The 22,012-nt window shown below is 69.6% G+C and carries 21 protein-coding genes; 12 read left to right on the top strand and 9 right to left on the bottom strand.

The annotated features are described in order from the left end of the window. Positions 1–65: 65 nt before the first annotated feature. Entirely contained in the window at positions 66–1,472 is a 1,407-nt protein-coding gene (locus tag BMY74_RS27965; protein WP_089921371.1) for a collagenase, read from the top strand. On the opposite strand, the gene BMY74_RS27960 is transcribed toward BMY74_RS27965, so the two are convergent. Genes BMY74_RS27960 through BMY74_RS45250 form a run of 3 tightly spaced genes read right to left on the bottom strand, consistent with a single transcriptional unit; the run spans position 1,469 to position 3,596 of the window. After that, positions 1,469–2,419 (bottom strand): LysR family transcriptional regulator, encoded by a 951-nt coding sequence (locus BMY74_RS27960; RefSeq protein WP_089921368.1) that lies wholly within the window; start codon positions 2,417–2,419, stop codon positions 1,469–1,471. The genes BMY74_RS27965 and BMY74_RS27960 overlap by 4 nt on opposite strands. A 19-nt stretch (positions 2,420–2,438) precedes the next feature. Then, on the bottom strand, positions 2,439–3,332 hold the full coding sequence (locus BMY74_RS27955; protein ID WP_143091728.1) for a hypothetical protein: 894 nt from the start codon (positions 3,330–3,332) through the stop codon (positions 2,439–2,441). 3 nt (positions 3,333–3,335) lie between these two features. Continuing rightward, complete coding sequence (locus tag BMY74_RS45250) at positions 3,336–3,596, bottom strand: hypothetical protein (protein ID WP_177229956.1); 261 nt, start codon at positions 3,594–3,596, stop codon at positions 3,336–3,338. Between BMY74_RS45250 and BMY74_RS45245 the strand changes: the two genes are divergently transcribed. Both BMY74_RS45245 and BMY74_RS27940 read left to right on the top strand, forming a co-directional pair. Further along, positions 3,589–3,879: a hypothetical protein gene (locus tag BMY74_RS45245; RefSeq protein ID WP_177229955.1), complete on the top strand. Its 291-nt coding sequence runs from the start codon at positions 3,589–3,591 to the stop codon at positions 3,877–3,879. The genes BMY74_RS45250 and BMY74_RS45245 overlap by 8 nt on opposite strands. 151 nt (positions 3,880–4,030) lie before the next feature. After that, a complete protein-coding gene (locus BMY74_RS27940; RefSeq protein ID WP_425434864.1) occupies positions 4,031–5,407 on the top strand; it encodes an aminopeptidase P family protein in 1,377 nt (458 codons plus the stop codon). Here BMY74_RS27940 and glpK (BMY74_RS27935) read toward each other — a convergent pair. Continuing rightward, complete coding sequence (glpK, locus tag BMY74_RS27935; protein WP_089921358.1) at positions 5,404–6,897, bottom strand: glycerol kinase GlpK; 1,494 nt, start codon at positions 6,895–6,897, stop codon at positions 5,404–5,406. The two genes, BMY74_RS27940 and glpK (BMY74_RS27935), sit on opposite strands and share 4 nt — an antisense overlap. A 25-nt stretch (positions 6,898–6,922) precedes the next feature. Continuing rightward, positions 6,923–7,687, bottom strand: a complete 765-nt coding sequence (locus BMY74_RS27930; RefSeq protein WP_089921355.1) for an IclR family transcriptional regulator — start codon at positions 7,685–7,687, stop codon at positions 6,923–6,925. A 243-nt stretch (positions 7,688–7,930) separates the two neighbouring features. Between BMY74_RS27930 and BMY74_RS27925 the strand changes: the two genes are divergently transcribed. The 5 genes from BMY74_RS27925 (at position 7,931) to BMY74_RS27905 (ending at position 13,214) form a co-directional block, all read left to right on the top strand. Then, the gene (locus BMY74_RS27925; RefSeq protein WP_089921352.1) at positions 7,931–8,686 is read left to right on the top strand and encodes an MIP/aquaporin family protein; all 756 of its coding nucleotides are present in this window, start codon (positions 7,931–7,933) and stop codon (positions 8,684–8,686) included. Positions 8,687–8,714: 28 nt separating this feature from the next. Next, on the top strand, positions 8,715–10,232 hold the full coding sequence (gene glpK / locus BMY74_RS27920; RefSeq protein WP_089921350.1) for a glycerol kinase GlpK: 1,518 nt from the start codon (positions 8,715–8,717) through the stop codon (positions 10,230–10,232). 28 nt (positions 10,233–10,260) lie between these two features. Beyond that, positions 10,261–11,880, top strand: a complete 1,620-nt coding sequence (locus tag BMY74_RS27915) for a glycerol-3-phosphate dehydrogenase/oxidase (protein WP_089921347.1) — start codon at positions 10,261–10,263, stop codon at positions 11,878–11,880. A 7-nt stretch (positions 11,881–11,887) separates the two neighbouring features. Next, on the top strand, positions 11,888–12,184 hold the full coding sequence (locus BMY74_RS27910) for a hypothetical protein (protein ID WP_089921345.1): 297 nt from the start codon (positions 11,888–11,890) through the stop codon (positions 12,182–12,184). Between the two features lie 97 nt (positions 12,185–12,281). Then, positions 12,282–13,214 carry a glycoside hydrolase family 6 protein gene (locus tag BMY74_RS27905; RefSeq protein WP_089921342.1) on the top strand — a complete coding sequence of 311 codons (933 nt, stop codon included), beginning with the start codon at positions 12,282–12,284 and terminating at the stop codon, positions 13,212–13,214. On the opposite strand, the gene BMY74_RS27900 is transcribed toward BMY74_RS27905, so the two are convergent. From BMY74_RS27900 to BMY74_RS27890, 3 genes are all read right to left on the bottom strand, one after another. Then, the gene (locus BMY74_RS27900) at positions 13,208–14,023 is read right to left on the bottom strand and encodes a helix-turn-helix domain-containing protein (protein WP_089921339.1); all 816 of its coding nucleotides are present in this window, start codon (positions 14,021–14,023) and stop codon (positions 13,208–13,210) included. The genes BMY74_RS27905 and BMY74_RS27900 overlap by 7 nt on opposite strands. Before the next feature lie 64 nt (positions 14,024–14,087). Next, the gene (locus BMY74_RS27895) at positions 14,088–14,489 is read right to left on the bottom strand and encodes an SsgA family sporulation/cell division regulator (RefSeq protein ID WP_089921336.1); all 402 of its coding nucleotides are present in this window, start codon (positions 14,487–14,489) and stop codon (positions 14,088–14,090) included. A 434-nt stretch (positions 14,490–14,923) separates the two neighbouring features. Then, positions 14,924–15,865 (bottom strand): pirin family protein, encoded by a 942-nt coding sequence (locus BMY74_RS27890; protein WP_089921335.1) that lies wholly within the window; start codon positions 15,863–15,865, stop codon positions 14,924–14,926. A gap of 33 nt (positions 15,866–15,898) precedes the next feature. On the opposite strand from BMY74_RS27890, the gene zapE reads away from it, so the two are divergent. After that, the gene (gene zapE / locus BMY74_RS27885) at positions 15,899–16,837 is read left to right on the top strand and encodes a cell division protein ZapE (RefSeq protein WP_177229954.1); all 939 of its coding nucleotides are present in this window, start codon (positions 15,899–15,901) and stop codon (positions 16,835–16,837) included. Positions 16,838–16,901: 64 nt separating this feature from the next. Next, positions 16,902–17,675: an ion transporter gene (locus BMY74_RS27880; RefSeq protein ID WP_089921498.1), complete on the top strand. Its 774-nt coding sequence runs from the start codon at positions 16,902–16,904 to the stop codon at positions 17,673–17,675. A gap of 67 nt (positions 17,676–17,742) precedes the next feature. On the opposite strand, the gene BMY74_RS27875 is transcribed toward BMY74_RS27880, so the two are convergent. Then, positions 17,743–19,566 (bottom strand): hypothetical protein, encoded by a 1,824-nt coding sequence (locus tag BMY74_RS27875; protein ID WP_245786396.1) that lies wholly within the window; start codon positions 19,564–19,566, stop codon positions 17,743–17,745. A gap of 517 nt (positions 19,567–20,083) precedes the next feature. On the opposite strand from BMY74_RS27875, the gene BMY74_RS27870 reads away from it, so the two are divergent. Further along, entirely contained in the window at positions 20,084–20,938 is an 855-nt protein-coding gene (locus BMY74_RS27870; protein ID WP_089921328.1) for a geranyl diphosphate 2-C-methyltransferase, read from the top strand. Next, complete coding sequence (locus tag BMY74_RS27865; RefSeq protein ID WP_089921325.1) at positions 20,938–22,002, top strand: family 2 encapsulin nanocompartment cargo protein terpene cyclase; 1,065 nt, start codon at positions 20,938–20,940, stop codon at positions 22,000–22,002. The genes BMY74_RS27870 and BMY74_RS27865 overlap by 1 nt, the downstream gene beginning before the upstream one ends. Positions 22,003–22,012 lie beyond the last annotated feature (10 nt).

Genomic DNA, 22,012 nt, shown 5'->3' with positions numbered 1-22,012 from the left:
GGATGATCGCGGCACGCCGGGCGGTGTGACGCTCTGGGGCACCTCGAACCCTGCGGAGGAACCCCATGAGAACACTCGCCCTGGTGGTGGCGATGTCGGCCGGGCTGCTGGTCCCGGTGAACGCCGACGCGCACGCGGCCCCTGCCGACGCCACTGCTCCCGCCGCCGCTCCGGCCCCCGCTGACACCGCGGTCCCCAGCGCCAACGCATCCCCGAACAGCCCTCTGCTCCCACCCGCAGTCGCCAGGACCATCCACCACCCCACGACCGACGCGGCGATCCAGACCGCCGCCGTCACCGACTACCCGGCCGAACTGCGTGCGTTGACCCGCACGCTGGACACCTACACCAGCGCCGACGACGAGGCCGTGCACGCCAGCATGCTTCTGCTCTACTACGGCCACACGCAGCCGGAGTTCCTCGCCGCGGTGCGCGCCGAGCCGGAGGTGCTGCGGGCCCTGCGCCGGTTCGTCCTGAGCCACCTGGACTTCTTCGGCACCGACCGGCAGTACCTGGTCCAGAACGCGACCCGCGAACTCGGCAGGTTCCTGCAGCACAAGGACATCGCGCCACGCGTCCGTCCGCTGCTGGTGGACCTGGCGTCACGGGGTGACGTCGTCGGCCGCCTCGCGCCGTTGTGGGTCGGCGTCGCGGAGATGGTCGACTGGTACGACAAGGCGAACTGCCGTCGCTACAACACGTGCGACTTCCGCGCGAAGATCGACCGTCGCGTGCTCACCGTGCGGCACACCTGCAGTGCCACGCTGAGGATCCGCGCCCAGCAGCTCACGGCGGCGCAGCTCCGCCAGACCTGCGCGTCGCTCGCGGGGCAGGACGCCGCCTTCCACCGCGTGGTGCGGGATCCGGGGCCGGTGGCGGGGGACAACAACACCTCGCTGGAAGTCGTCGTCTTCAACACCAGCAACGACTACCGCACGTACGCCGGGGTGCTGTTCGACATCTCCACCAACAACGGTGGCATGTACCTCGAAGGCGACCCGGCGCTCAACCAAGCGCGGTTCATCGCGCACGAGGCCGACTGGCTGCCCACGTTCGCGATCTGGAACCTCAACCACGAGTACACCCACTACCTCGACGGCCGGTTCGACATGCACGGCGACTTCGAGGAGAACATGACCACGCCGACGGTGTGGTGGATCGAGGGCTTCGCCGAGCACCTGTCCTACAGCTACCGCGGTGAGGTCTACGCCGACGCGCTGGCCGAGGCCAAGAAGCGGACGTACGCGCTCAGCACGTTGTTCGACACCACCTACGACCACGACACCAAGCGGGTCTACAACTGGGGTTATCTGGCGGTCCGGTACCTGCTGGAGAAGCACCCGGAGGACATCGCCGCGGTGCTGGCGGACTACCGGGCAGGCGACTGGGCCGGTGCGCGCGACCACCTCACGCGGGTGATCGGCAGCCGCTACGACGCCGACTGGTACGGCTGGCTCGCGGCCGTGCGCTAATTCGACAGCTGGGCCCTCAGCGACGGTTGGACCGACTGCCACCACTCGCGCATCACCGGACTGGTCAGCGCCTGGTCCGAGTAGGCGCCCAGCACCTCGGCGAACACGCGGCTGGCCTGGCTCCAGGTCAGCCGCTCCCGCCGCCACGCGAAGACCAGCCTCATCCGCATCGGGGCACCGGCCAGCGGGCGCACCGCCACTCCCGGACCACCTTGCGACGTCGGTTCGACCAGCTGCACCGCCTTGCCCGCGGCGATCAGCTGGCGCCCGGCGCCGCTGGGCACCTCGAACCGGATCCGCGGCACGAACCCGACTGCCCGGCAGGCCGCGCGCAACGCCGTCAGCGACCCGTCCTCGGCGCCCGGCGGGCCGACCCAGGCCTCCCCGGCGAGGTCGGCGAGGTCCACCTCCCGCCGTGACGCCAGGGGGTGGCCGGCGGGGATGGCGATGTAGACCGGCACCCACGGCACGACGACGCGTTGCGCCACCCCGCGCGGCAGGCCCAGGTCGCCCTCCTCGTCCACGGCGATCACCGCCGCGTCGAGGTGGCCGTTCGCCAGCGCCAGCGAAAGGCCCGTCGACGACGGGTCGACCACCAGCGTGACGTCGTCCAGCGCCTCCTCGAGGCGGGAGTACAGCGACGCCACGCACTCCATGTGCACCGAACCGAACCGGACGGTTCCGCCGCGGCCCGCCGTGTCCGAGCCGAACGCCTCCAGTTCGACCAGCAGCAGCCTGGCCCGCTGCAGCATCTGCGCGCCCAGCGGGGTGGGGGCCGCGCCGGAGCGGCCCCGGTCGAAGAGAGTGCCGCCGACCATGCGCTCGACCCGTTGCAGGAGCGTGGTGAGGGACGGCTGGGAGATCCCGAGCTGCGTCGCCGCGCGGGAGAGGCTGCCCGCGTCGCCGATGGCGCAGATGGCCCGCAGGTGCCGGATCTCCAGTTCCATAGCCCGAGGCTATACGGGATCAGCACGAACCGTCGCGCTCGGCTTCGGCGCGCGAGAACTCCAGGCGCACGTCGTTCGACCGGGGCAGCACCAGGGCGGCGCCGTCACGGCGGTTCCACTCCCTCGGCAGCAGCAGGCTCTGCCCGCCCGACTGCACGACCAGCACCAGACCGTCGTAGCGGAACCTGTACGACGAGTCCGCGGCCGTGCACGCGGTCATCGTGACGCCCGGCCCGTGGAACGCGATGTCCTTGGTGCTGAACACGACCGTCCGCGGCATCGTGCCGAGCTTCGTCTGGTACTCGTAGCCCCTGGCCTCGCCGACCGCCGCCGAGTAGTCGTTGACCGCCCAGAACAGGCCGATGCTCGCGAGCACGAACGTGAACGTCCACTGGACCACCGGCACGACCCCGGTGGCGTGCCTGCCGGCCACCGTCGCGTGCAGGCGCTCCGCCAGCGGGAACGAGATCACCCCGAGCGCCACGCACACGCCGGGCAGGCCGGGCACCTCGTAGAGCAGCAGCGGCACGGCGAGCCCGCTCAGCCCGAGCAGCAGGAACACGAGACCGAACGCCACCAGCACCGGGACGGCGCGCCTGGCCAGGACGCGCCACATCTTCGGGGCCAGCACCGAGTGCAGGAGGCGGTAGCCCCACAACGCCGCGAGCCCGGCGGCCGACAGGACCGTCAGCGGCACGAACATGCCGTCCGCGCTGCGGATCAGGTAGTCGGGCGCGGACAGGCCGAGCACCGAGTAGTGCACGCCGAACCACTCGCAGAAGAACGTCGCGTGCCGGACGCCGAAGTAGAACAGCAGGGCGGTCAGCACGGTCGTCGGTGCCAGCAGGGAACCGAACACCTTCAACGCCCTGGATGGCGCCTCGTCCTTCGGCCTGGCGGGAGCGGCGCGCACGGCTCACGCCCCGGCGCAGTTGATGTCGTTGTTGACCCCGAACACGATCTTGTCACCCACGAACAGGGGATCGGGCACCTTGATGCTGACGACGGTGCAGTCCCCACTGGCCTCGGGCGACGCCTCGACGACCCGTGTGTGTCCGACGCACGGCTTCTCATCGGGACAGAACTCCGCGAACCGACCCGTGGTCTGCTGCCAGGACTGCGAGAACGGAAGCCCGGTCTGGGACTCGATCGACTTGCGCAGGTTGTCCGTGAGCACCAACCGGTCCGGGGGCTTCGGGGGTGGGGGTGGCGGCTTCGTCGTGGTGGTGACCCGGGGCGGTGGCTTCGGCGGTGGCGTCGTCGTGATGACAGGTGGTGGCGCGACGGTGGTCGTGGTGGTCGTCGTCGTGGTCGTGACCTCGACAGACGGCACCGAGGGCGGCGGCGCGGCGGGCGGCGCCGAGCTGGGCGGGGCCGGTCGGCCGCAGGCGGCGAGCACGGCGGCGGTCACCAGGCAGACGTGGATTCGGTTCATGGCGGATGCCTCCTCCAGTACGTAGGGGCGTGCCGCCGACCGGTGGATACATCGACCGCGTTCCATAGCTCGAAGCTATGGCCAACTGGGATTGGCGGGACCCCTCCCGGCACGGGAAGGCTGATAAGGCGAGGACAACCCTGGAAGGACCCGAATTGGCTCGGACACGCCGCGACATGGCGAAACTGGTGGACGCGGACGGTTTCCGCACGTACATCCGCGACAACTGGGGCGAGTGGTATAGCTCCGTCGACCTGCCCCCGGGCACCGCGGAAGCGGCCGCGGCCCACCGCGCCCGGCTCACGGCGGCGCTGCCGGGCAAGCGGATCGCGCTGGCCGCCGGGCGGGCGCACGTCCGGTCGAACGACACGTTCCACGAGTTCCGCGCCGACAGCGACTTCGTGTGGCTGACCGGCTGCCAGGTCGAGGGCGCCGTGCTGGTGCTGACCGACGCCGACGCGACGCTGTTCGTGCCGGTGCCGTCCGAGGCCCACAGCGTCGACTTCTTCGGTGACGCCGACCGCAGCCCGTTCTGGATCGGCGCCGCCGCCGGCCCGAAGGAGTGGGGCGAGGCGCTCGGCATCACGGCTCGCCCGCTCGAGGACCTGGCGAACGCCCTGCGCGGCCGCCACCCGGAGACGCTCGTCGCCAAGGGCGTCGACCCGGTGCTGGACGCGCTGACGGGCTCGCACAGCGACGAGCTGCGGACCGTGCTGGCCGAGCTGCGCCGCATCAAGGACGACTGGGAGGTCGACCAGCTCCGCCAGGCCGTCGACGCGTCGGTCAAGGGCTTCGCCGACGTCGCCATGGAGCTCGGCCAGGCCGTGCGCGGCGGGGGAGAGCGCTGGTTGCAGGGCACGTTCGACCGCCGCGCCCGCACCGAGGGCAAGGGCCCCGGCTACACCTCGATCGTCGCCGCCGGCCCGCACGCCCCGGTGCTGCACTGGACGCGCTGCGACGGCCGCGTGAACGACGCCGACCTGCTGCTGCTCGACGCCGGTGTCGAGATGAACTCGCTCTACACCGCCGACGTCACCCGCACGTTCCCGGTGAGCGGTGAGTTCAGCGAGCCGCAGCGCCAGGTGTACGACCTCGTGCTCAGGTCGCACGTCGCCGCGCTCGCGGAAGTGCGGCCCGGCAACGACTACAGCGCCTTCCACCACACCGCCATGCGCGTGCTCGCCGAGGGCCTGCACGACTGGGGCCTGCTGCCGGTCAGCGTCGACAAGGCGCTCGACCCGTCCGGCCAGCACCACCGCCGCTACATCGTCTGCGGCACCGGCCACTTCCTCGGCCTGGACGTGCACGACTGCGCCGACGCCCGCCAGGAGACCTACCAGCAGGGCATCCTGGAACGCGGCATGGCGCTCACGGTCGAGCCCGGCCTGTACTTCCACCCGAACGACGAGACGCTGCCGCCGGAGCTGCGCGGCATCGGCGTGCGCATCGAGGACGACCTGGTCGTGACGTCGACGGGCGCGGACGTCCTGTCCGACTCGCTCCCGATCGAGGCCGACGAGGTCGCGGCCTGGGTGCGCAAGCAGCGCTCCTAAGTGGACGGACTGGAGCGGGCCCACGCGAACGTGAGTTCCACGGCCCGCTTCCAGTTCGCGTACTCGTTCTCGCGGTACTTCGCGTCCATCACCGGGTTCCACCGGGCCGCGAGGTGCCAGTTGCGCCGCAACCCCTCCAGGTCCGGCCAGTACCCGGCGGCCAGACCGGCGGCGTAGGCGGCGCCCAGCGACACGGTCTCGGCGACCAGCGGCCGCTGCACCGGGATGTCGAGCACGTCCGAGATGAACTGCATCAGCAGGTGGTCGGCCGTCATCCCGCCGTCCACCTTCAGCACCGGCGTCGGCGCGCCGAGGTCGGCGTTCATCGCGTCGACGACCTCCCGCGTCTGCCAGCCCGTCGCCTCCAGCACGGCCCGCGCCAGGTGGCCCTTGTTGATGTACGACGTCAGCCCGACGACGAGCCCGCGCGCCTGCGCGAGCCAGTGCGGCGCGAACAGCCCGGAGAACGCCGGCACGATGTAGCAGCCGCCGTTGTCCTTGACCGTGCGCGCCAGCGTCTCGATCTCCGGCGCCGAGTGGATCAGCCCGAGGTTGTCGCGGAACCACTGCACGAGCGACCCGGCGACGGCGATCGACCCCTCCAGCGCGTACGCGGGTTCGCCACCGATCTGGTAGCCGATCGTGGTCAGCAGCCCGTGCTTCGACCGCACGAGCTCGTCGCCGGTGTTCATCAACAGGAACCCGCCGGTGCCGTACGTGCCCTTGATCGATCCCTTCTCGAAGCACGTCTGCCCGAACAGCGCCGCGTGCTGGTCGCCCAGCGCCGCCGTGATCGAGATGCCCGGCACCACGCGGGTCGTCACACCGCTGATCTCGGTCGACGGGCGGATCTCCGGCAGCACCACCGCCGGCACGCCGAAGAACTCCAGCAGCATCGGATCCCATTGGCGCGTCGAGAGGTTCATCAGCATCGTCCGCGACGCGTTGGTCACGTCGGTGACGTGCAGGCCGCCGTTGACGCCGCCGGTGAGGTTCCAGATCAGCCAGGTGTCCATGGTGCCGAACAGGACGTCGCCGCGTTCGGCCTTCGCGCGCAGCCCGGCCACGTTGTCGAGCATCCACCGCAGCGACGGCGCCGAGAAGTAGGTGGCGAGCGGCAGGCCGCAGCGGTCGCGGACCTCCTCGATGCCGGGCTTGCGCCCGAGTTCCGCGACGAGGTCCTCGGTGCGGATGTCCTCCCAGACGATCGCGCGTCCGATCGGGACACCCGTGTGCCGGTCCCACAGCACGAACGTCTCGCGCTGGTTCGTGATGCCCATCGCGACGACCTGCTCGGCGCTGATCCCCGCCTGCCGCAACGCCTGCGGCACGATCCGGTCGACGTTGCGCCAGATCTCCACGGCGTCCTGCTCCACCCAGCCGGGACGCGGGTGGTACTGCCGGTGCTCGCGCTGCGCGACCGCGACGAGGCGGGCGTTCTGGTCGAACACGATGCAGCGCGTCGACGTCGTGCCCTGGTCGATCGCCATTACGAACCGTTGCACGGCGAGCCCCTCAGTTCTCGTCGACGAGAGAAGTGGTGACCGCCTCGGCGGCCTGGACGACCTGACGCACCAGCGTCGCACGCGGACGGCCCGCGGAGTCGCACAACCGGTCCGCGGCACCCGAGATGCCGATCGCACCGACGACGAGCCCGCCGGGGATGCGGATCGGCGCGGCGATGCTGGCCTCACCCGGCATGTACTCCTCGGCCTCACCGGCCCAGCCCTGGCCGCGCACCTCGGTCAGCACGCGCTCCAGCATCTGGGTGCGCGTGATCGTCCTGCGGGTCAGCGACGTGAGCTCCCGCCGGCGTGCGGCCGCCGACAGGTCCGGGTCGTAGGCGAGCAGCACCTTGCCGAGCGCGGTGGCGTGCAACGGCAGCATCGCGCCGATGCCGAGTGTTTGCACGGAGTCATCGGGCCGGAACACGTGGTGCACGACGAGCACGGCGCCGTCGTGGTGCATTCCGATCCGCACCTCCTGACCGCTGCGCGCGGCCAGGGTGTCGGCCCAGTTGATCGATCTAGAACGCAGTTCGTTGGCGTCGAGGTAGGACGTTCCGAGGTGCAGCAGCGCCGCGCCGAGGCGGTAGCGGCCCGTCGCCGGGTCCTGCTCGACGAACTCGACCCGTTGCAGCGTACGGAGAATCCCGTGCGCGGTGCCCCGCGCCAGCCCGAGCGAGTCGGCTATCTCCGTGAGACCGTGGTGGCCGGAGCCGCGCGCCAGCAGCCGCAGCACGGCGGCGGCGCGTTCGATCGACTGGATGGGTCCCGGCACGCGAGAAACGTAATTGAGACGACCCGTGTCGGCAATGTCGAACAGCTACGACGCCCGTCACCTCCGGATACGAGCCTGAAACGCCTTGTCTGCGCGCAGCGTGACCGGTCGGTCACGCGTTCGGGGGTCACAGGTGTCGACATTGTCGAAACGTGCCTGTTGAGCAGGTGTTCGGAAGCTCATTACGTTCCGCGTCAATCACCACGGGGTGATCAGCCGTTCAAGGACGAATGGGAGGCCAGCGTGGGTCTCGGGACAGTGTTCCTCAGCGAGGTGCTCGGTACGGGCGTCTTGCTGTTGCTGGGTGCGGGCGTGGTGGCGAACGTGCTGCTCGCCAAGTCGAAGGGCTTCGACGGCGGCTGGCTGTTGATCAACTTCGGCTGGGGCCTCGGCGTCTTCGCCGGTGTCTACATCGCGTACAAGTCGGGTGCGCACCTCAACCCCGCCGTGACGGTCGGCATCCTCACCAGCGGCGCGGACGAGTTCGCCCCCGGTGTGCCGGTCAGCGTGGGCTCGACGCTCGTCTACTTCGCCGGCGAGATGCTCGGCGCGTTCCTCGGCGCCGTCCTCGCGTGGCTCGCCTACAAGCCGCACTTCGACGAGACGCCCGACGAGGGCCTCAAGCTCGCCGTCTTCTCGACCGGCCCGGCGATCCGCAGCTACACCTGGAACCTGGTGTGCGAGATCATCGGCACGTTCGTCCTGGTCTTCGTGGTCCTCGCCCTGGGCAAGACCCCGACCCAGCTCGGCCCGCTGGCCGTCGCGATGCTCGTCGTCGGCATCGGCGCCTCCCTCGGTGGCCCCACGGGCTACGCGATCAACCCGGCCCGCGACCTCGGCCCGCGCATCGCGCACGCGCTGCTTCCCCTGTCCTACAAGGGAACCGACGGCGAGGCAGTCGGCAAGAAGGACTCCGACTGGGGCTACTCCTGGGTGCCGGTCGTCGGCCCGATCATCGGTGGCGCGCTCGCCGGTGTGATCGCCTCGCTCGCGTTCTGACGCTGACCATCCCGAAAGGACTTCTTCGATGACGCAGTACGTTCTCGCCGTCGACCAGGGCACGACCAGCACGCGGGCGATCATCTTCGACCACAGCGGCTCGATCGTCGCCGTGGGCCAGAAGGAGCACGAGCAGATCTTCCCGCGCGCCGGCTGGGTCGAGCACAACCCGGTGGAGATCTCCGAGAACACCCGGTTCGTGATCGGTCAGGCGCTCGCCAAGGCCGACCTGAACACCGGCGACCTCGCCGCCGTGGGCATCACCAACCAGCGCGAGACCGCGGTGGTGTGGGACAAGAACACCGGCGAACCCGTCTACAACGCCATCGTCTGGCAGGACACCCGCACGCAGGCGATCGTCGAGGAGCTCGGCGCCCTCGGCGGCGGTGCCGAGCGCTACAAGGCGAAGGTCGGCCTGCCGCTGGCGACCTACTTCTCCGGCCCCAAGATCCGCTGGATCCTCGACAACGTCGAGGGTGCGCGTGAGCGCGCCGAGGCAGGCGACCTGCTGTTCGGCAACACCGACACGTGGACGCTGTGGAACCTCACCGGCGGCCCCAACGGCGGTGTGCACGCCACGGACGTGACCAACGCGTCGCGGACCATGCTGATGGACCTCGACACGCTGCAGTGGGACGCCGAGATCGCCGGCGAGATGGGCATCCCCGTGTCCATGCTGCCGGAGATCCGTTCCTCCTCCGAGGTCTACGGCACCGGCGGCCCCGGCGGCGTGCTGAAGGGCGTGCCGATCGCGGGCATCCTCGGCGACCAGCAGGCGGCCACGTTCGGCCAGGCCTGCTACGAGCCCGGCACCGCCAAGAACACCTACGGCACCGGCAACTTCATGCTGCTCAACACCGGTACGGAGAAGGTCGCCTCGAAGAACGGCCTGCTCACGACCGTCTGCTACAAGATCGGCGACGAGGCCCCCGTCTACGCGCTGGAAGGCTCCATCGCCGTCACCGGGTCGCTGGTGCAGTGGCTGCGCGACAACCTCGGCATCATCGGCTCCGCGCCGGAGATCGAGACGCTCGCCCGGTCCGTGGAGGACAACGGTGGCGCGTACTTCGTGCCGGCGTTCTCCGGCCTGTTCGCCCCGTACTGGCGTGCGGACGCCCGTGGTGCCGTGGTCGGCCTGACCCGGTTCGTCAACAAGGGCCACCTCGCCCGTGCCGTGCTGGAGGCGACGGCGTTCCAGACCCGCGAGGTGCTGGACGCGATGAACGCCGACTCCGGTGTGCCGCTGACCGAGCTGAAGGTCGACGGTGGCATGGTCGCCAACGAGCTGCTGATGCAGTTCCAGGCGGACGTGCTCGACGTGCCGGTCGTCCGTCCGGTCGTCGCCGAGACCACCGCTCTCGGTGCCGCGTACGCCGCCGGTCTGGCCGTCGGCTACTGGTCCGGCCTGGACGAGCTGCGCGCCAACTGGGCCGAGGACAAGCGCTGGACGCCGGAGCTCGACGGCGAGGAGCGCGAGCGCGAGTACCGCAACTGGAAGAAGGCGGTCACCAAGTCGTTCGACTGGGTCGACGCCGACGTCCGCTAGGAAATCCTTCCTTTAGGAGCTGAAGAAGTTGTTCGCGAGGCTGGATCCGGCTCGGCGCGCCCAGGCCCTGGAGGCGTTGGGCGGCACGGAGTTCGACGTTCTCGTCGTGGGTGGTGGTGTGGTCGGCGCGGGCGCTGCTCTCGACGCGGCGTCGCGCGGCCTGTCCGTCGCCCTGGTCGAGGCCGACGACTGGGCGGCGGGCACGTCGAGCCGGTCCAGCAAGCTCGTCCACGGCGGGCTGCGGTACCTGGAGCAGCTGGAGTTCAAGCTGGTCCGGGAAGCCCTGAAGGAACGCGGGTTGCTGCTGCGCCGGCTCGCACCGCACCTGGTGCGGCCGGTGCCGTTCCTCTTCCCGCTGAAGAAGCAGTGGGAGCGCGCCTACGTCGGCGCGGGCGTCATGCTCTACGACTCGATCGGCGGCGCCGGTGCCGTGCCGATGCACCGCCACCTCTCGCGCCGCAAGATGTCCGCGGTCGGCCCGTCCATCGACGCCGACGCGTTCGCCGGGGCCATCCGCTACTACGACGCGCAGATGGACGACGCGCGGCTCGTGTCGACGCTGGTCCGCACGGCCGCCCAGCACGGCGCCACGGTCGTCTCACGCGCTCGGGTCACCTCGTTGCTGCGCACCGACGGCCGTGTCTCCGGTGCGTCGGTGCGCGACGAACTGTCCGGCGTGACGCACGTGGTGCGGGCGCGGCGGGTGATCAGCGCGACCGGCGTGTGGACCGACTCGCTGAACGCGATGTCCCCTGGTGAACCGCCTTTCGAGGTGCGGATGTCCAAGGGCGTGCACGTGCTCGTGGAGAGGTCGAAGATCCAGCTGGACGGCGGCCTCATCACGCAGACCGAGAAGTCGGTGCTGTTCGTGATCCCGTGGGGCGCCTACTGGATCATCGGCACCACCGACACGCCCTACTCCGGTGCGCCCGAAGCCGTCGCGGCCACCGCCGAGGACGTCACCTACATCCTCGACCACGTGAACGCCGTGCTGCGGTCGCCCCTGTCGGTGGACGACGTCGTCGGCACGTACGCGGGCCTGCGTCCCCTGCTCGCCGGCGCCTCCAGCGACACCTCGAAGCTGTCGCGCGAGCACGCCGTCGCCGAGCCGGAGCCCGGCTTCTTCGTGATCGCGGGCGGCAAGTACACGACGTACCGCGTGATGGCCGCCGACGTCGTGAACGCCGCTGTCTCAGGCCTGGGACGCGCGGTGGCACCCTCCCTGACCGCGCGGCTGCCGTTGTGCGGCGCCGTCGGTTTCCAAGAGCTGTGGGCGGACCGGGCTCGAGTCGCTGTGGAGTCCGGCCTGCCCACGTCCACTGTGGAGCGTCTGCTGCGCCGCTACGGCTCAGCCGTGTCCGACGTGCTGGCCCTCGTCGCGCAGGACCCGTCGCTGGCTTCGCCGGTGGCCGGGTACCTGGCCGCGGAGATCGTCTACGCGGTGACGCACGAGGGCGCGCTGGGCCTCGAGGACGTGCTGGCGCGGCGGACGCGCATCGCGATGGAGCACCTGGACTTCGGCGCATCGGTTGCGGGCCAGGTGGCTGATCTGATCGCCGGACCTCTGAATTGGTCCTCCGAAGAGCGTGATGCTGCGGTAGAGGCTTATAGGGCAGACACGAGTTTGGCGGCCCAGACGGGAACGTGACAGTGAGATGGACAGCGCTGAGCTGATCGAGAGGTTGCGGCGGGAGGGCGGCTTCCGGCTGCTCCCGTTGCTGGGGAACACCGGGCAGGTCGCAGGGGTGCACCTGGCCCGGTTCCTCCCCGGCGGGCACCTCGACGTGATCCAGGCTTGGGACGAGCGGTGGGCCGTGTGGGCCCGGATGCCGGATTCGCTGGACCCGGCGGCGCCGTTCGCGGGACCGGGTGGGGGAGTGGCGAAGAGCGGGCCGTTCGGGCAGGTGGTCGCGCCCTTGCTGCCGCTGCAGGCCGGGTTGCTCGCGCCCTGACGGCTCGGCCGCGGTCGTCCTGACGCTCGTGTCGTCGTGCCGGCGCTTTTCGCCGCGACTTACCGCCTCTTAAGCGGCCCGCGCGAGGGTCCGAGCCATGATCAGAGCACTCGCGCTGGCCCTCCTGGCCGTCGTCGCCACCGCCCCGGCCGCCCACGCCGCCAGTCCCGTCGGCCTGACCGACGGCTTCTACGTCGACCCCGGCTCCAACCCCGCCGTGTGGGTGCGCGACCACCCGGGCGACGGCCGGCAGGCCGCCATCAAGGCGAACATCTCCACCAAGCCGATCGCCCGCTGGTTCGGCGCCTGGAGCGGGGACATCGGCCCCGCCGTGTCGTCGTACGTCGGCGGGACCGGCACCAAGCTGCCCGTGCTGGTCGCGTACAACATCCCCGGCCGCGACGCGTGCGGCGGCCACTCCGGTGGCGGTGCCGGCACGCCCGCGGCGTACCGGACGTGGATCTCCTCCTTCGCCGCCGCCATCGGCACGCGCCCGGCCGTGGTGGTGATCGAGCCGGACTCGCTGGCGGACTTCAACTGCATGGACGCGGCCGAGGTCGCCGAGCGCGCGGCGATGATCAAGTACGCGACCGAGCAGTTCAAGGCCAAGGCGCCCAACACGTGGGCCTACCTCGACGCGGGCAACGCGCAGTGGGTGCCGGCCGCGACCATGGCCTCGCGCCTCGACTCGGCGGGCGTGCGCAACGTCCGCGGGTTCTCGACCAACGTGTCGAACTACCACACCACCGCGGCCTCGACGACGTACGGCAACGCCGTCAGCGCGGCGCTTCCCGGCTACACCAAGCCGTTCGTGATCGACACCAGCCGCAACGGCAACGGCCACAACGGCGAGTGGTGCAACCCCGGCGGCCGCAAGCTCGGCACGCCCGCCCGCACCGGTGGCGGCGCGGAGATGCTGCTGTGGGTCAAGGTGCCCGGCGACTCCGACGGCCGGTGCGGCAAGGCGCCGGGCGTGGACGCGGGCGAGTTCGACCCGCAGCTGGCGTTCGACCTGGTCTACGGCTACTGAGTCCTGGCCAGCGCGCGCAGCGGTGTGGGCCCGCGGTACTCCGCGAGCTTGCGCCGCGACTGGTTCTCGTCCAGGGCGACCTCGTCGAGCAGGTCGAAGAGCCGCCGGCTCCGCTCGACCGCGGCCTCGTCCTGGGCGAAGACCTTGGCCAGTCCGGACTCGGCGTAGACGAGCGGCGAGGCCTTCTCGAACTCGAACAGCGTGCAGGCCGACTGGAACGCCGCCGAGCTCGCCTCCTCGGGCACGACGCGCACGATCGAGGAGTTCGCGAGCAGCCACACGAACTGCTCCTCCATCACCCGTGCGTCACCGAGCCGCATTCGCAGCGCCAGTTCGTGCAGGTAGAAGACGCACCGGGGACCACCGGGCCGGCGCATGACCGCCTGCCTGTCGAGGTCCTCGATCGGCTGCCCGGTCGCAGCCTGCACGGCGCGCGCGTACTTCGGCGTCTGCAGGAGGCTGTTCACGGTCAGGACGTCGTACGCCGTGATGTCGGTGGCCATCGCCTCCGTCATCGAGAGCGTGCGCAGGTTGTCCGGGTCCTGCGCGAGGTACGCGTCGAACGCGTTGTGGTAGCGGCGGACGAAGTCCTCGAAGAAGTCGATGTCCTTGCCGCACGCGGTGAGGTACTGCGCGAGGTCGATCTCGCTGCCGCGGATCTTGCCGTGCTCGAGGTTGGACACCTTGCTCGGGTCCCAGCCGAGCAGCTGCGCCATCGCGCGGCCCCTCAGACCGGTGAACCTCTGCCGGAGCCGGCGCAGCTCGTCGCCCAGGTCCCTGCTGTACGCGGTGGAAGTCGTCACTGTCACGACACCGAACGTATGGGTTGGAACGACTCCAAGGTACGGGCTCGTTCGGGTGAAAACCCCGCGCTCAGTCGAGCAGCTTGCGCAGCTCCGCGTCGAAGTCGACGTAGTCGTTCTCGCAACCGGGGGCGACCACGTCGTAGGTGGAGTTCAGGAACTCCTGCAGCTCGGACGACTGCACGTGGAACACCGCGTGCGACACGTCCGACCGCAGCTCGAGCACGGCGGTCGTGGAGTTGTGCGGCCGCAGCCTCACGTCACCGGCGCCGCTCGTGGTGATCAGCCCGTCGGCGAGCAGGTCGCGGCTGACGAGCCACACCGTCTCCTGGCGTCCCATGCGGAACGTCATGGTCACCGCGTGCGGGTCGTCGGCGCGGTAGCCGAGCTCGACGTCGACGGGCAGGGGACGCCCGGACGGAGCGATGAAGGCGAATGTCGAGTCGGCGCCCACTCGTGTCACGTTCCTCATGCCCCCTTAGACGTCCGGCAACCGCCGTGGATGCCTCGATCAGGAAAAGCGATCGGAACGTGATTTTCAATGGTCCCGAAGTATGACTTTTGACATCCAGCGGCGCTGACCAGCTGAGACGATGTTGCTCACCTGGCCTGACCTGGCTGTTCACGGTGTTTAGCGTGAATGTGTTCGGTCATCTGTGGACAGGATCACGAGTGCTTGCGGACCAAATCCTGGGACCGTGGGATGACCTCACCTTAAATTCGACTTAAGGAAATTGGTGCTATCCGTAGCTATTTCGGCACGGATAGTGAGCGGGCTCGAGGCCTGCCGTGCGTCGGTCGTCACGGAGCAGGGCCGGGAGGGGCTCGGTGACGAGGACGTTGTCCACTCCGTTGAGGTACAGCAGTGCGCTGCGCTTCCTCCTCGACGACCGCCGCCCGGCGGCGTCAGGCCGGGTTCCCCCGCGGCCGCAGACGCCCGCCCGGCAGCGCCGGCGCCGGCAGCCGGTCACCGGGGTACCCCTGCACCCGCCCGAACCGCTCGCCCTCCGCCTGCCACTCCTCCCGGAACGCGGCGATCTCGTCGTGCGTGCGCCCGACGAAGTTCCACCACATGACGATCTCCTCGCCGAACGGCTCCCCGCCCAGCAGCACGACCCGCGCGCCCTCGCGAGAGGACAGCGTGAGGGTGGAACGGCCCGTGCCCACGTACCCGAGCGAGCCGGGGGACAGGACCGTCTCCTCCACCGACACGTCACCGGTGTCGAGCAGGACGCCGTGCTCGAACGACGGCGACACCTCGAACTCGACGCGGGAACCCGCGGGCAGCACGACCTCGGCGCCGAGCAGCGGGGTGAAGGTGCGCACCGGGGAGGTCGAGCCGGCCAGCGTGCCGAGGAAGACGCGGACCGCACAGCCCGAGACGGAGACCGTCGGCGGGACGTGGTGCTGGAAGTCGCGCGGCGCGTCGCGGTGGGCGTCGGGCAGGGCCAGCCAGAGTTGGACGCCGTGCAGGACGGACGACGACGGCGTCGAGACCTCGGAGTGGCAGATGCCGCTGCCGCCGGTCATGAGGTTCAGTTCGCCGGGGCGGACGTAGGCGTGGACGCCGAGGCTGTCGCGGTGTTCGATCTCGCCGGTGAAGAGCCAGCTGACGGTCTGCAGGCCCGTGTGGGGGTGCGGGGCCACGTCCATGTTGACGTCGTCGGGGCCGTAGTGGTCGCAGAAGCACCACGCGCCGATGAGTGAGCGCTCTTTCTGCGGCAGGGTTCGGCGCACCGACATCGCACGCGGGCCGCCCAGGGGGACGTCTCGCGGGGTCAGGACTTCCACGCCTCCCGGGGTGGAGGTGCACGTCACTTCTGCGGGCTCGGCCTCGACATTGCTCACGGGGTCGATCGTAAGCTGGCGCCGGGGGTAACAGTGGATCTTCGCGCGCAGGTGTCGGGCAGCGGGTACGAGCTCGACGGCGCACAGCTGCACGTCATCGCCAGGCTCGAGGAGCTGGCCGGTCGGCGCAGGGGCGTCTACCTGCACGGACCGGTGGGACGGGGGAAGAGCTTCCTGGCGGACGCGCTGTTCGACGCGGTGCCGGGGCCCAAGAAGCGGGTGCACTTCCACGCCTTCTTCCGGGAGCTGCACCGGCGGATCTCCGCACGGCTGCACGAGCCCGGGGCCGTCGCGAAGGCGGTCGGGGAGCTGGTCGGGCGGACGGAGGTGCTCGCGTTCGACGAGCTGCACGTGCACGACGTCGGTGACGCCATCTTGATGACGAGGCTCTTGGAGGTGCTCCAAGAGCGGCATGTCATGATCATCGCCACCTCGAACTACCCGCCGGACGGCCTGCTGCCGGATCCGCTGTACCACGACCACTTCCTGCCGGGCATCGCGCTCGTCAAGCAGCTCATGGAGGTCGTCCACCTCGACGGCCCGACGGACTACCGGCACCTGCGCGGCGCACCGAGGTCCCGGTTCGAGACCGGCGAGATCACCACGCACGCCGCACCGCCGGCGACACCCGTCACGCTCGACGTCAACGGCCGCGCGATCACCGCACTGGGCATTGACAACGACAAGGTCTGGTTCGACTTCGGCGACCTGTGCGAGAAGCCGACCTCGACGCAGGACTACCTGGTGCTCGCCGACCGCTTCGACGACTGGGTGATCACGGGCGTCCCGCGTCTCGCCACGAAGCACCGCGAGGCCCAGCAGAGGTTCGCGAACGTCGTGGACGTGCTGGTGGACGCCGACGTCAGGCTGACACTGGTGAGTGACCACCCGCTCAGCGACATCGTCGGTGGTGAGGCGCTTGACCTCGCCCGCACCGCCAGCCGGTTGGAGCTGATCAACACGACCGGGTGAACAGTTGGACCGGCTCCAACGCCGATAGGGAGCACAACCCCTGTCGTAGGAGCAGCAAGTGAAGATGGTGCGCGCCCGCGTCGGCGAGCTCGTGGAGAGCAACCGGTTCCAGATGTTCATCGTCGGCGTGATCGTGATCAACGCGATCACCCTGGGCGCCGAGACGTCGACCGTCCTGCACGCGGAGTTCGGGCCGGTGCTGACGACGATCGACCACCTGGCGCTGGCGATCTTCACGCTGGAGCTGGCGGCGAGGCTGTACGCGTTCGGCTGGCGGTTCTTCAAGGACCCGTGGAACGTCTTCGACTTCGTGATCGTCGCCATCGCCCTGATCCCGACGGCGGGGCCGCTGTCGGTGTTGCGCAGCCTCAGGATCCTGCGTGCGCTGAGGCTCGTCGCGATGGTGCCGAGCATGCGCCGGGTCGTCACGGCGCTGGTGCGGTCGATCCCGGGTCTGGTGTCGCTGTCCGGGTTGCTGGTGCTGCTCGTCTACGTCGGCGGCGTGATCGCGAGCAACCTGTTCGGCGACACCGGCGACCCGCGCTTCACCGGTCTCGGCCCGACGCTGCTGACGCTGTTCCAGATCACCACGGGCGACGGCTGGTCGGACGTCATGCGCGACCTGATGGAGCAGAAGCCCCTCGCGTGGATCTTCTTCCTGATCTACCTGATGGTCGGCTCGTTCACGATGCTGAACCTGTTCATCGCCGTGGTGTGCAGTGCGATGCAGGAGGAGATCACGCTGCCCGCACCCCGTTCCGCGGGCCACGACGACCTGGTGTTGCAGGAGGTCCGTGCGCTCAGGGAAGAGGTGCGGGCGATGCGGCAGACGGCCTGAGCGGAGCCAGGGGTCCCGGCCGGTGACGCCGCCGTGCACCGGCCGGGACCCCTGCAACCCCCGCCTTCTACGGGGTGACCGGGATGTTCCTGAGGAACAACGACTTCGCGGAATCTGTCTTCGCCGTGTCGACGCCGTGACCGCCCGAGTAGTCGCGCTGCTCGTTCTTCGCCCAGTCCGCGATGGCCGTGCCACCGACGTCCAGGTGCCTGTAGGAGCCGCCGTTCCAGCCGAACTGGTAGATCCGCGACTTCTCGCTGTAGAACGGGTCGAACGAGCCGCCGGTCGAGAGCTGCTTCGTCATGGCGTTGTTGAAGAAGACGTTGCGCGGCCCCGACGCGCCCGACCACTTCACGGCCTTCTTGCCCGCGCCCCACCAGATCGGGAACCAGTTCGAGTCGTCGGGCCCGCCACCGCCCTCCTCACCGCAGTTCGCGCGGCAGTTGCCGGAGCGGTGGGCGTAGGAGACGCGGACTGTGTTGTTCTCGAACAGGTTGTTGCGCTCCCAGCCGCCGTGCAGGTTCAGGTCGGAGTCGAAGTCGTTGCCGATCACGACGTTGCCCGAGGCCGACCACTGGAACGTGAAGTGCCGCAGGTTGCGAGAGGTGTTGCCGGCGTAGAGCGAGTCCCACACCCGCGAGCCGCGGAAGTAGCCGTTGCCGCCCTTGCCCTTGTTCCACGAGCCGTCGAGCCGGTTGTCGACGATCTGGAGGTTCTTCGCCTCCTCGGTGACGATCGGGTGCGACCCCGTCATCTCCGCACGGATTCCGCGCACCCACGAGTTCGCCGCCCACTTGAAGATGATGCCGTGCATCTCGTCCGCGGGCGCCATGTTGCCGTAGTTGTTCACGGCCTCGGCGGCGTCGAGGCCCGGCATCGCCTGCGTGAAGCCGAAGTTCTCGAACCCGACGCCGAGGACCGGGTCCACCAGCGGCGAGACCTTCGAGTCGTAGGTCGTGCCGTCGATCGCCGGTGAACCGTCCGAGGTGGAGTTGACGGGGACGTCGAACTCCAGCGGCTTGTCGAGGGTGACCGTCGTGCCCGACACCGACGCGACGGTGAAGATCTGCTGCCGCATGTGCATGTTCAGCAGCGGGTGCGGCGTTCCCGTCGCGAACTGCTGGTCGTAGAACTTGACCGAGTTCGCGGCGCGGACGTTCACGAACATGCCGGCCTTGATCGTGCTCGCGGACGCGACCTTGATCGCGCGGTCACCGGCCTTCGCGGCGGCGCTCACCTTCGTGCCGGCCTTCCAGTGCACGTTGACCGTGCCCTCGAAGATGTCCTTGCGGTTCTCCGGAGCGCGCGAGTGGTCGCTCGCGTAGCTCGGGTGCACGCCGCGCGACTGGACCCGGAACAGGCCGCGGCCCGGCCACAGCCAGCCGCCCTTGCCCTGCCCGAACGTCATGCCGTCCTCGTCCCAGTCCGACCCGTCGGGCGTGAGCGCGTCGTAGCGGGTGTTCGCGTCGGGCGTGTAGACGACCTTGGTCGCGGTCGCGCCGGCACCTCTGATGACCAGGTAGTCGGCGTCGACGTGGATCTCCTTGGACACCCTGAGCTCACCCGCGGGCAAGGTGATGAGGCTGAGCTTGGTGTAGCTCGCGCTGGGGGAGCACTGCGTCCTGATGGAGTCGATCGCGGCCTGCAACCCCGCCGTGTCGTCGACCCCGTCGTTCGGGCGCACGCTGAACTGCGAGGCGAGCTCCGCCGCCGTGATCTGGCAGGCGGCGCTCGGGTTCAGTTCGTCGTTCCCCGGCAGAACACCATTGCCGCGATATCCGGCTTTCGACCAGTCGTAGAGGCCGGAAACAGGTCCGCGGCGGTTCGCCGGCGAGACGTCGAGGCCTGTCAACGCGGGTGCGGCGACCGCGGTGGCAGTGGGAACGACCAAAGAAACGATTAACAACATGGACAGCAGGGGAGGAGAGGTTTTCGTCATCGACAACCCTCGTTCGGCAGGGCGGGGCCATTTCTTTGTAGCTGATGGTTTAGATGGGTGTCAAATATTCACATTCCTGAAATAGGTAATTCTGCAACGCTTTTCAATGACGGCTGACGACCGCGGTGGCCGGTCTTCGGGGCAGCTCACGCGTCTGAATCGTGCGAGCTGAACGGGCCCTGTCCGTGCCGGGCGGTCGTCGGGGAGCCTTCGGGCCCCCGGACCGGGATTTCTCCCAGGTCGCGTGGAATGAAGGCTCCTCAAGTCATCCGGTCGGGCGTGGAGAACCCACGAAAGTGGGGATGTGGATCGGCTTGCACGGGTTAAGGGGCCCACTCCGAGGAGGCGTTCGCGGTACCCGTTCGTGGCCGAACCAAGCCTGAACGGCGGATCGCTAGGTGGGCCATCAGGTGCAAAGGTCATTTCCTGTTCGGCAGTGAGCGTTCAACGAACAGGAGCCACTCAGGTCATGGCGAGCCCCACTGTGAAGCCGGTTCTGCGCACCGACTACCAGCGTTCCGTCGCGGACTACTGGAACAAGGAGAAGGACCCGGTCAACATCAAGCTCGGCGAGGTGGACGGGCTCTACCACCACCACTACGGGCTGGGCCAGTACGACCCGGCGGTGCTGGAGGCGCCCGCCGACGTGCGCGACCAGGTGATGATCGCCGAGATGCACCGGCTGGAGACGGCGCAGGCCGAGGTGCTGCTCGACGCGTTCGGCGACCTCCCCGCCAACCCCCACCTGATGGACGGCGGCTCCGGCCGCGGCGGCACGAGCTTCATGGCCAACGCCCGCTTCGGCGCCCGCGTCGACGGCGTCAGCATCTCCGAGGAGCAGGTGGCGTTCGCCAACGGCCAGGCGGTCGAGCGCGGTGTCGCCGACCAGGTCCGGTTCCACTTCAAGAACATGCTCGACACCGGCTTCGAGACCGGCTCGTTCAACGGCATCTGGACCAACGAGACCACGATGTACGTGGACCTCCAGCAGCTGTACGGCGAGTTCGCGCGGCTCATCGCGCCGGGTGGCCGGTACGTCTGCATCACCGGCTGTTCGAACGACCTGACGGGCCTGCGGTCGCGCGCGGTCAGCCAGATCGACCAGCACTACATCTGCAACATCCACCCGCGCAGCGAGTACTTCAGGGCGTTGGCGGACAACGGTTTCGTGCCGATCAGCGTCGTCGACCTGACGCCCGACACCATCCCGTACTGGGAGCTGCGCGCCCAGTCGTCGGTCGCGACCGGCGTCGAGGACCCGTTCCTGACGGCCTACAAGGAAGGTTCGTTCCACTACCTGCTGATCGTCGCGGACAGGATCTGATGAGGGACCTCCTCACCGGGCCGTCCGGGCTGGGCACCTCCGCTGCCCGGCTCGGGCGGCCCGAGGCCGTCGCGCCGCCGGCCGAACCCGGGTATGCCGAACGCCCGTGGGGCGACGGCACCGCGCCGCCGCTGTACGTGCCGGTGCTCGAACGGGAGGACGCCCTGCTCGCCGCCGCCGTGGACGAGCGCCTCGTCGCGTGGGCGGACGACTGCGGATTCGAGGAGCCGGAACGGTTCCTGGGCGGCATGTTCGGCCGCCTCGCCGTGCTGACGCACGTCGACACCGACGACGTCGACCAGCTGCTGATCGCGGCCCGGCTGAACGCGGCCTGGTGGGCCGCCGACGACCTCTACGCGGACGACACCGAGATGGGAGCCGTCCCGGCCGAGCTGCCGCCGCGCCTCGCGCTGGCGATGGCCGCGATGGACCCGGTCGCGCCCGCGGCCGAGTTCACGGAGGACCTGGAGGAGCGGATCGCGTCCGACCCGGTGCTCGTGGGCCTCCGGTCGGGCATCGCGCACCTCACCTCGCGCAGCACTCCGACCGTCGTGCAACGCGTCTGCTACTCGACTTTCGCGATGTTCGTGTCGTGGGGCGCGTACGCGGCCTGGCGGCACACCGGTGACTACCCGCCCGCGTGGCAGTACCTGGCGACCCGGCAGCACGACACCTTCTACACGTCGATGACGCTCATCGACGCCGTCGGCGGCTACGAACTGCCCGCGCCGCTGTACTACGACCCGCGCGTGCGGCAGCTGCTGACGGCCGCGGGCACGGCGTCGGTGATCGTGAACGACCTGGTGTCGGTGGAGAAGGACGCCGCCGACGAGAAGCCGGTCTGCAACATGGTGCTGCAGATCGCGGCGGACCGGGAGTGCTCGATCGCCGAGGCCACCGCGCGGACCGTGGAGCTGCACAACCAGCTGGTGCGCGACTTCGAGGCGGGGCACAAGGCGTTGCTCGCCGTGCCCTCGGTGGAGTTGCACCGGTTCCTGAAGGGCACGAAGGCCTGGATGGGTGGTGGCTTCGAATGGCACACCACCCACCCGCGATACAAGTGATCGACTGTGG

The sequence above is a fragment of the Lentzea albida genome, assembly GCF_900111005.1.
Classification (GTDB): domain Bacteria; phylum Actinomycetota; class Actinomycetes; order Mycobacteriales; family Pseudonocardiaceae; genus Lentzea; species Lentzea albida.
Note: the sequence above shows the minus strand (reverse complement) of the source record. Positions and strands in the feature narration are given on the sequence as shown.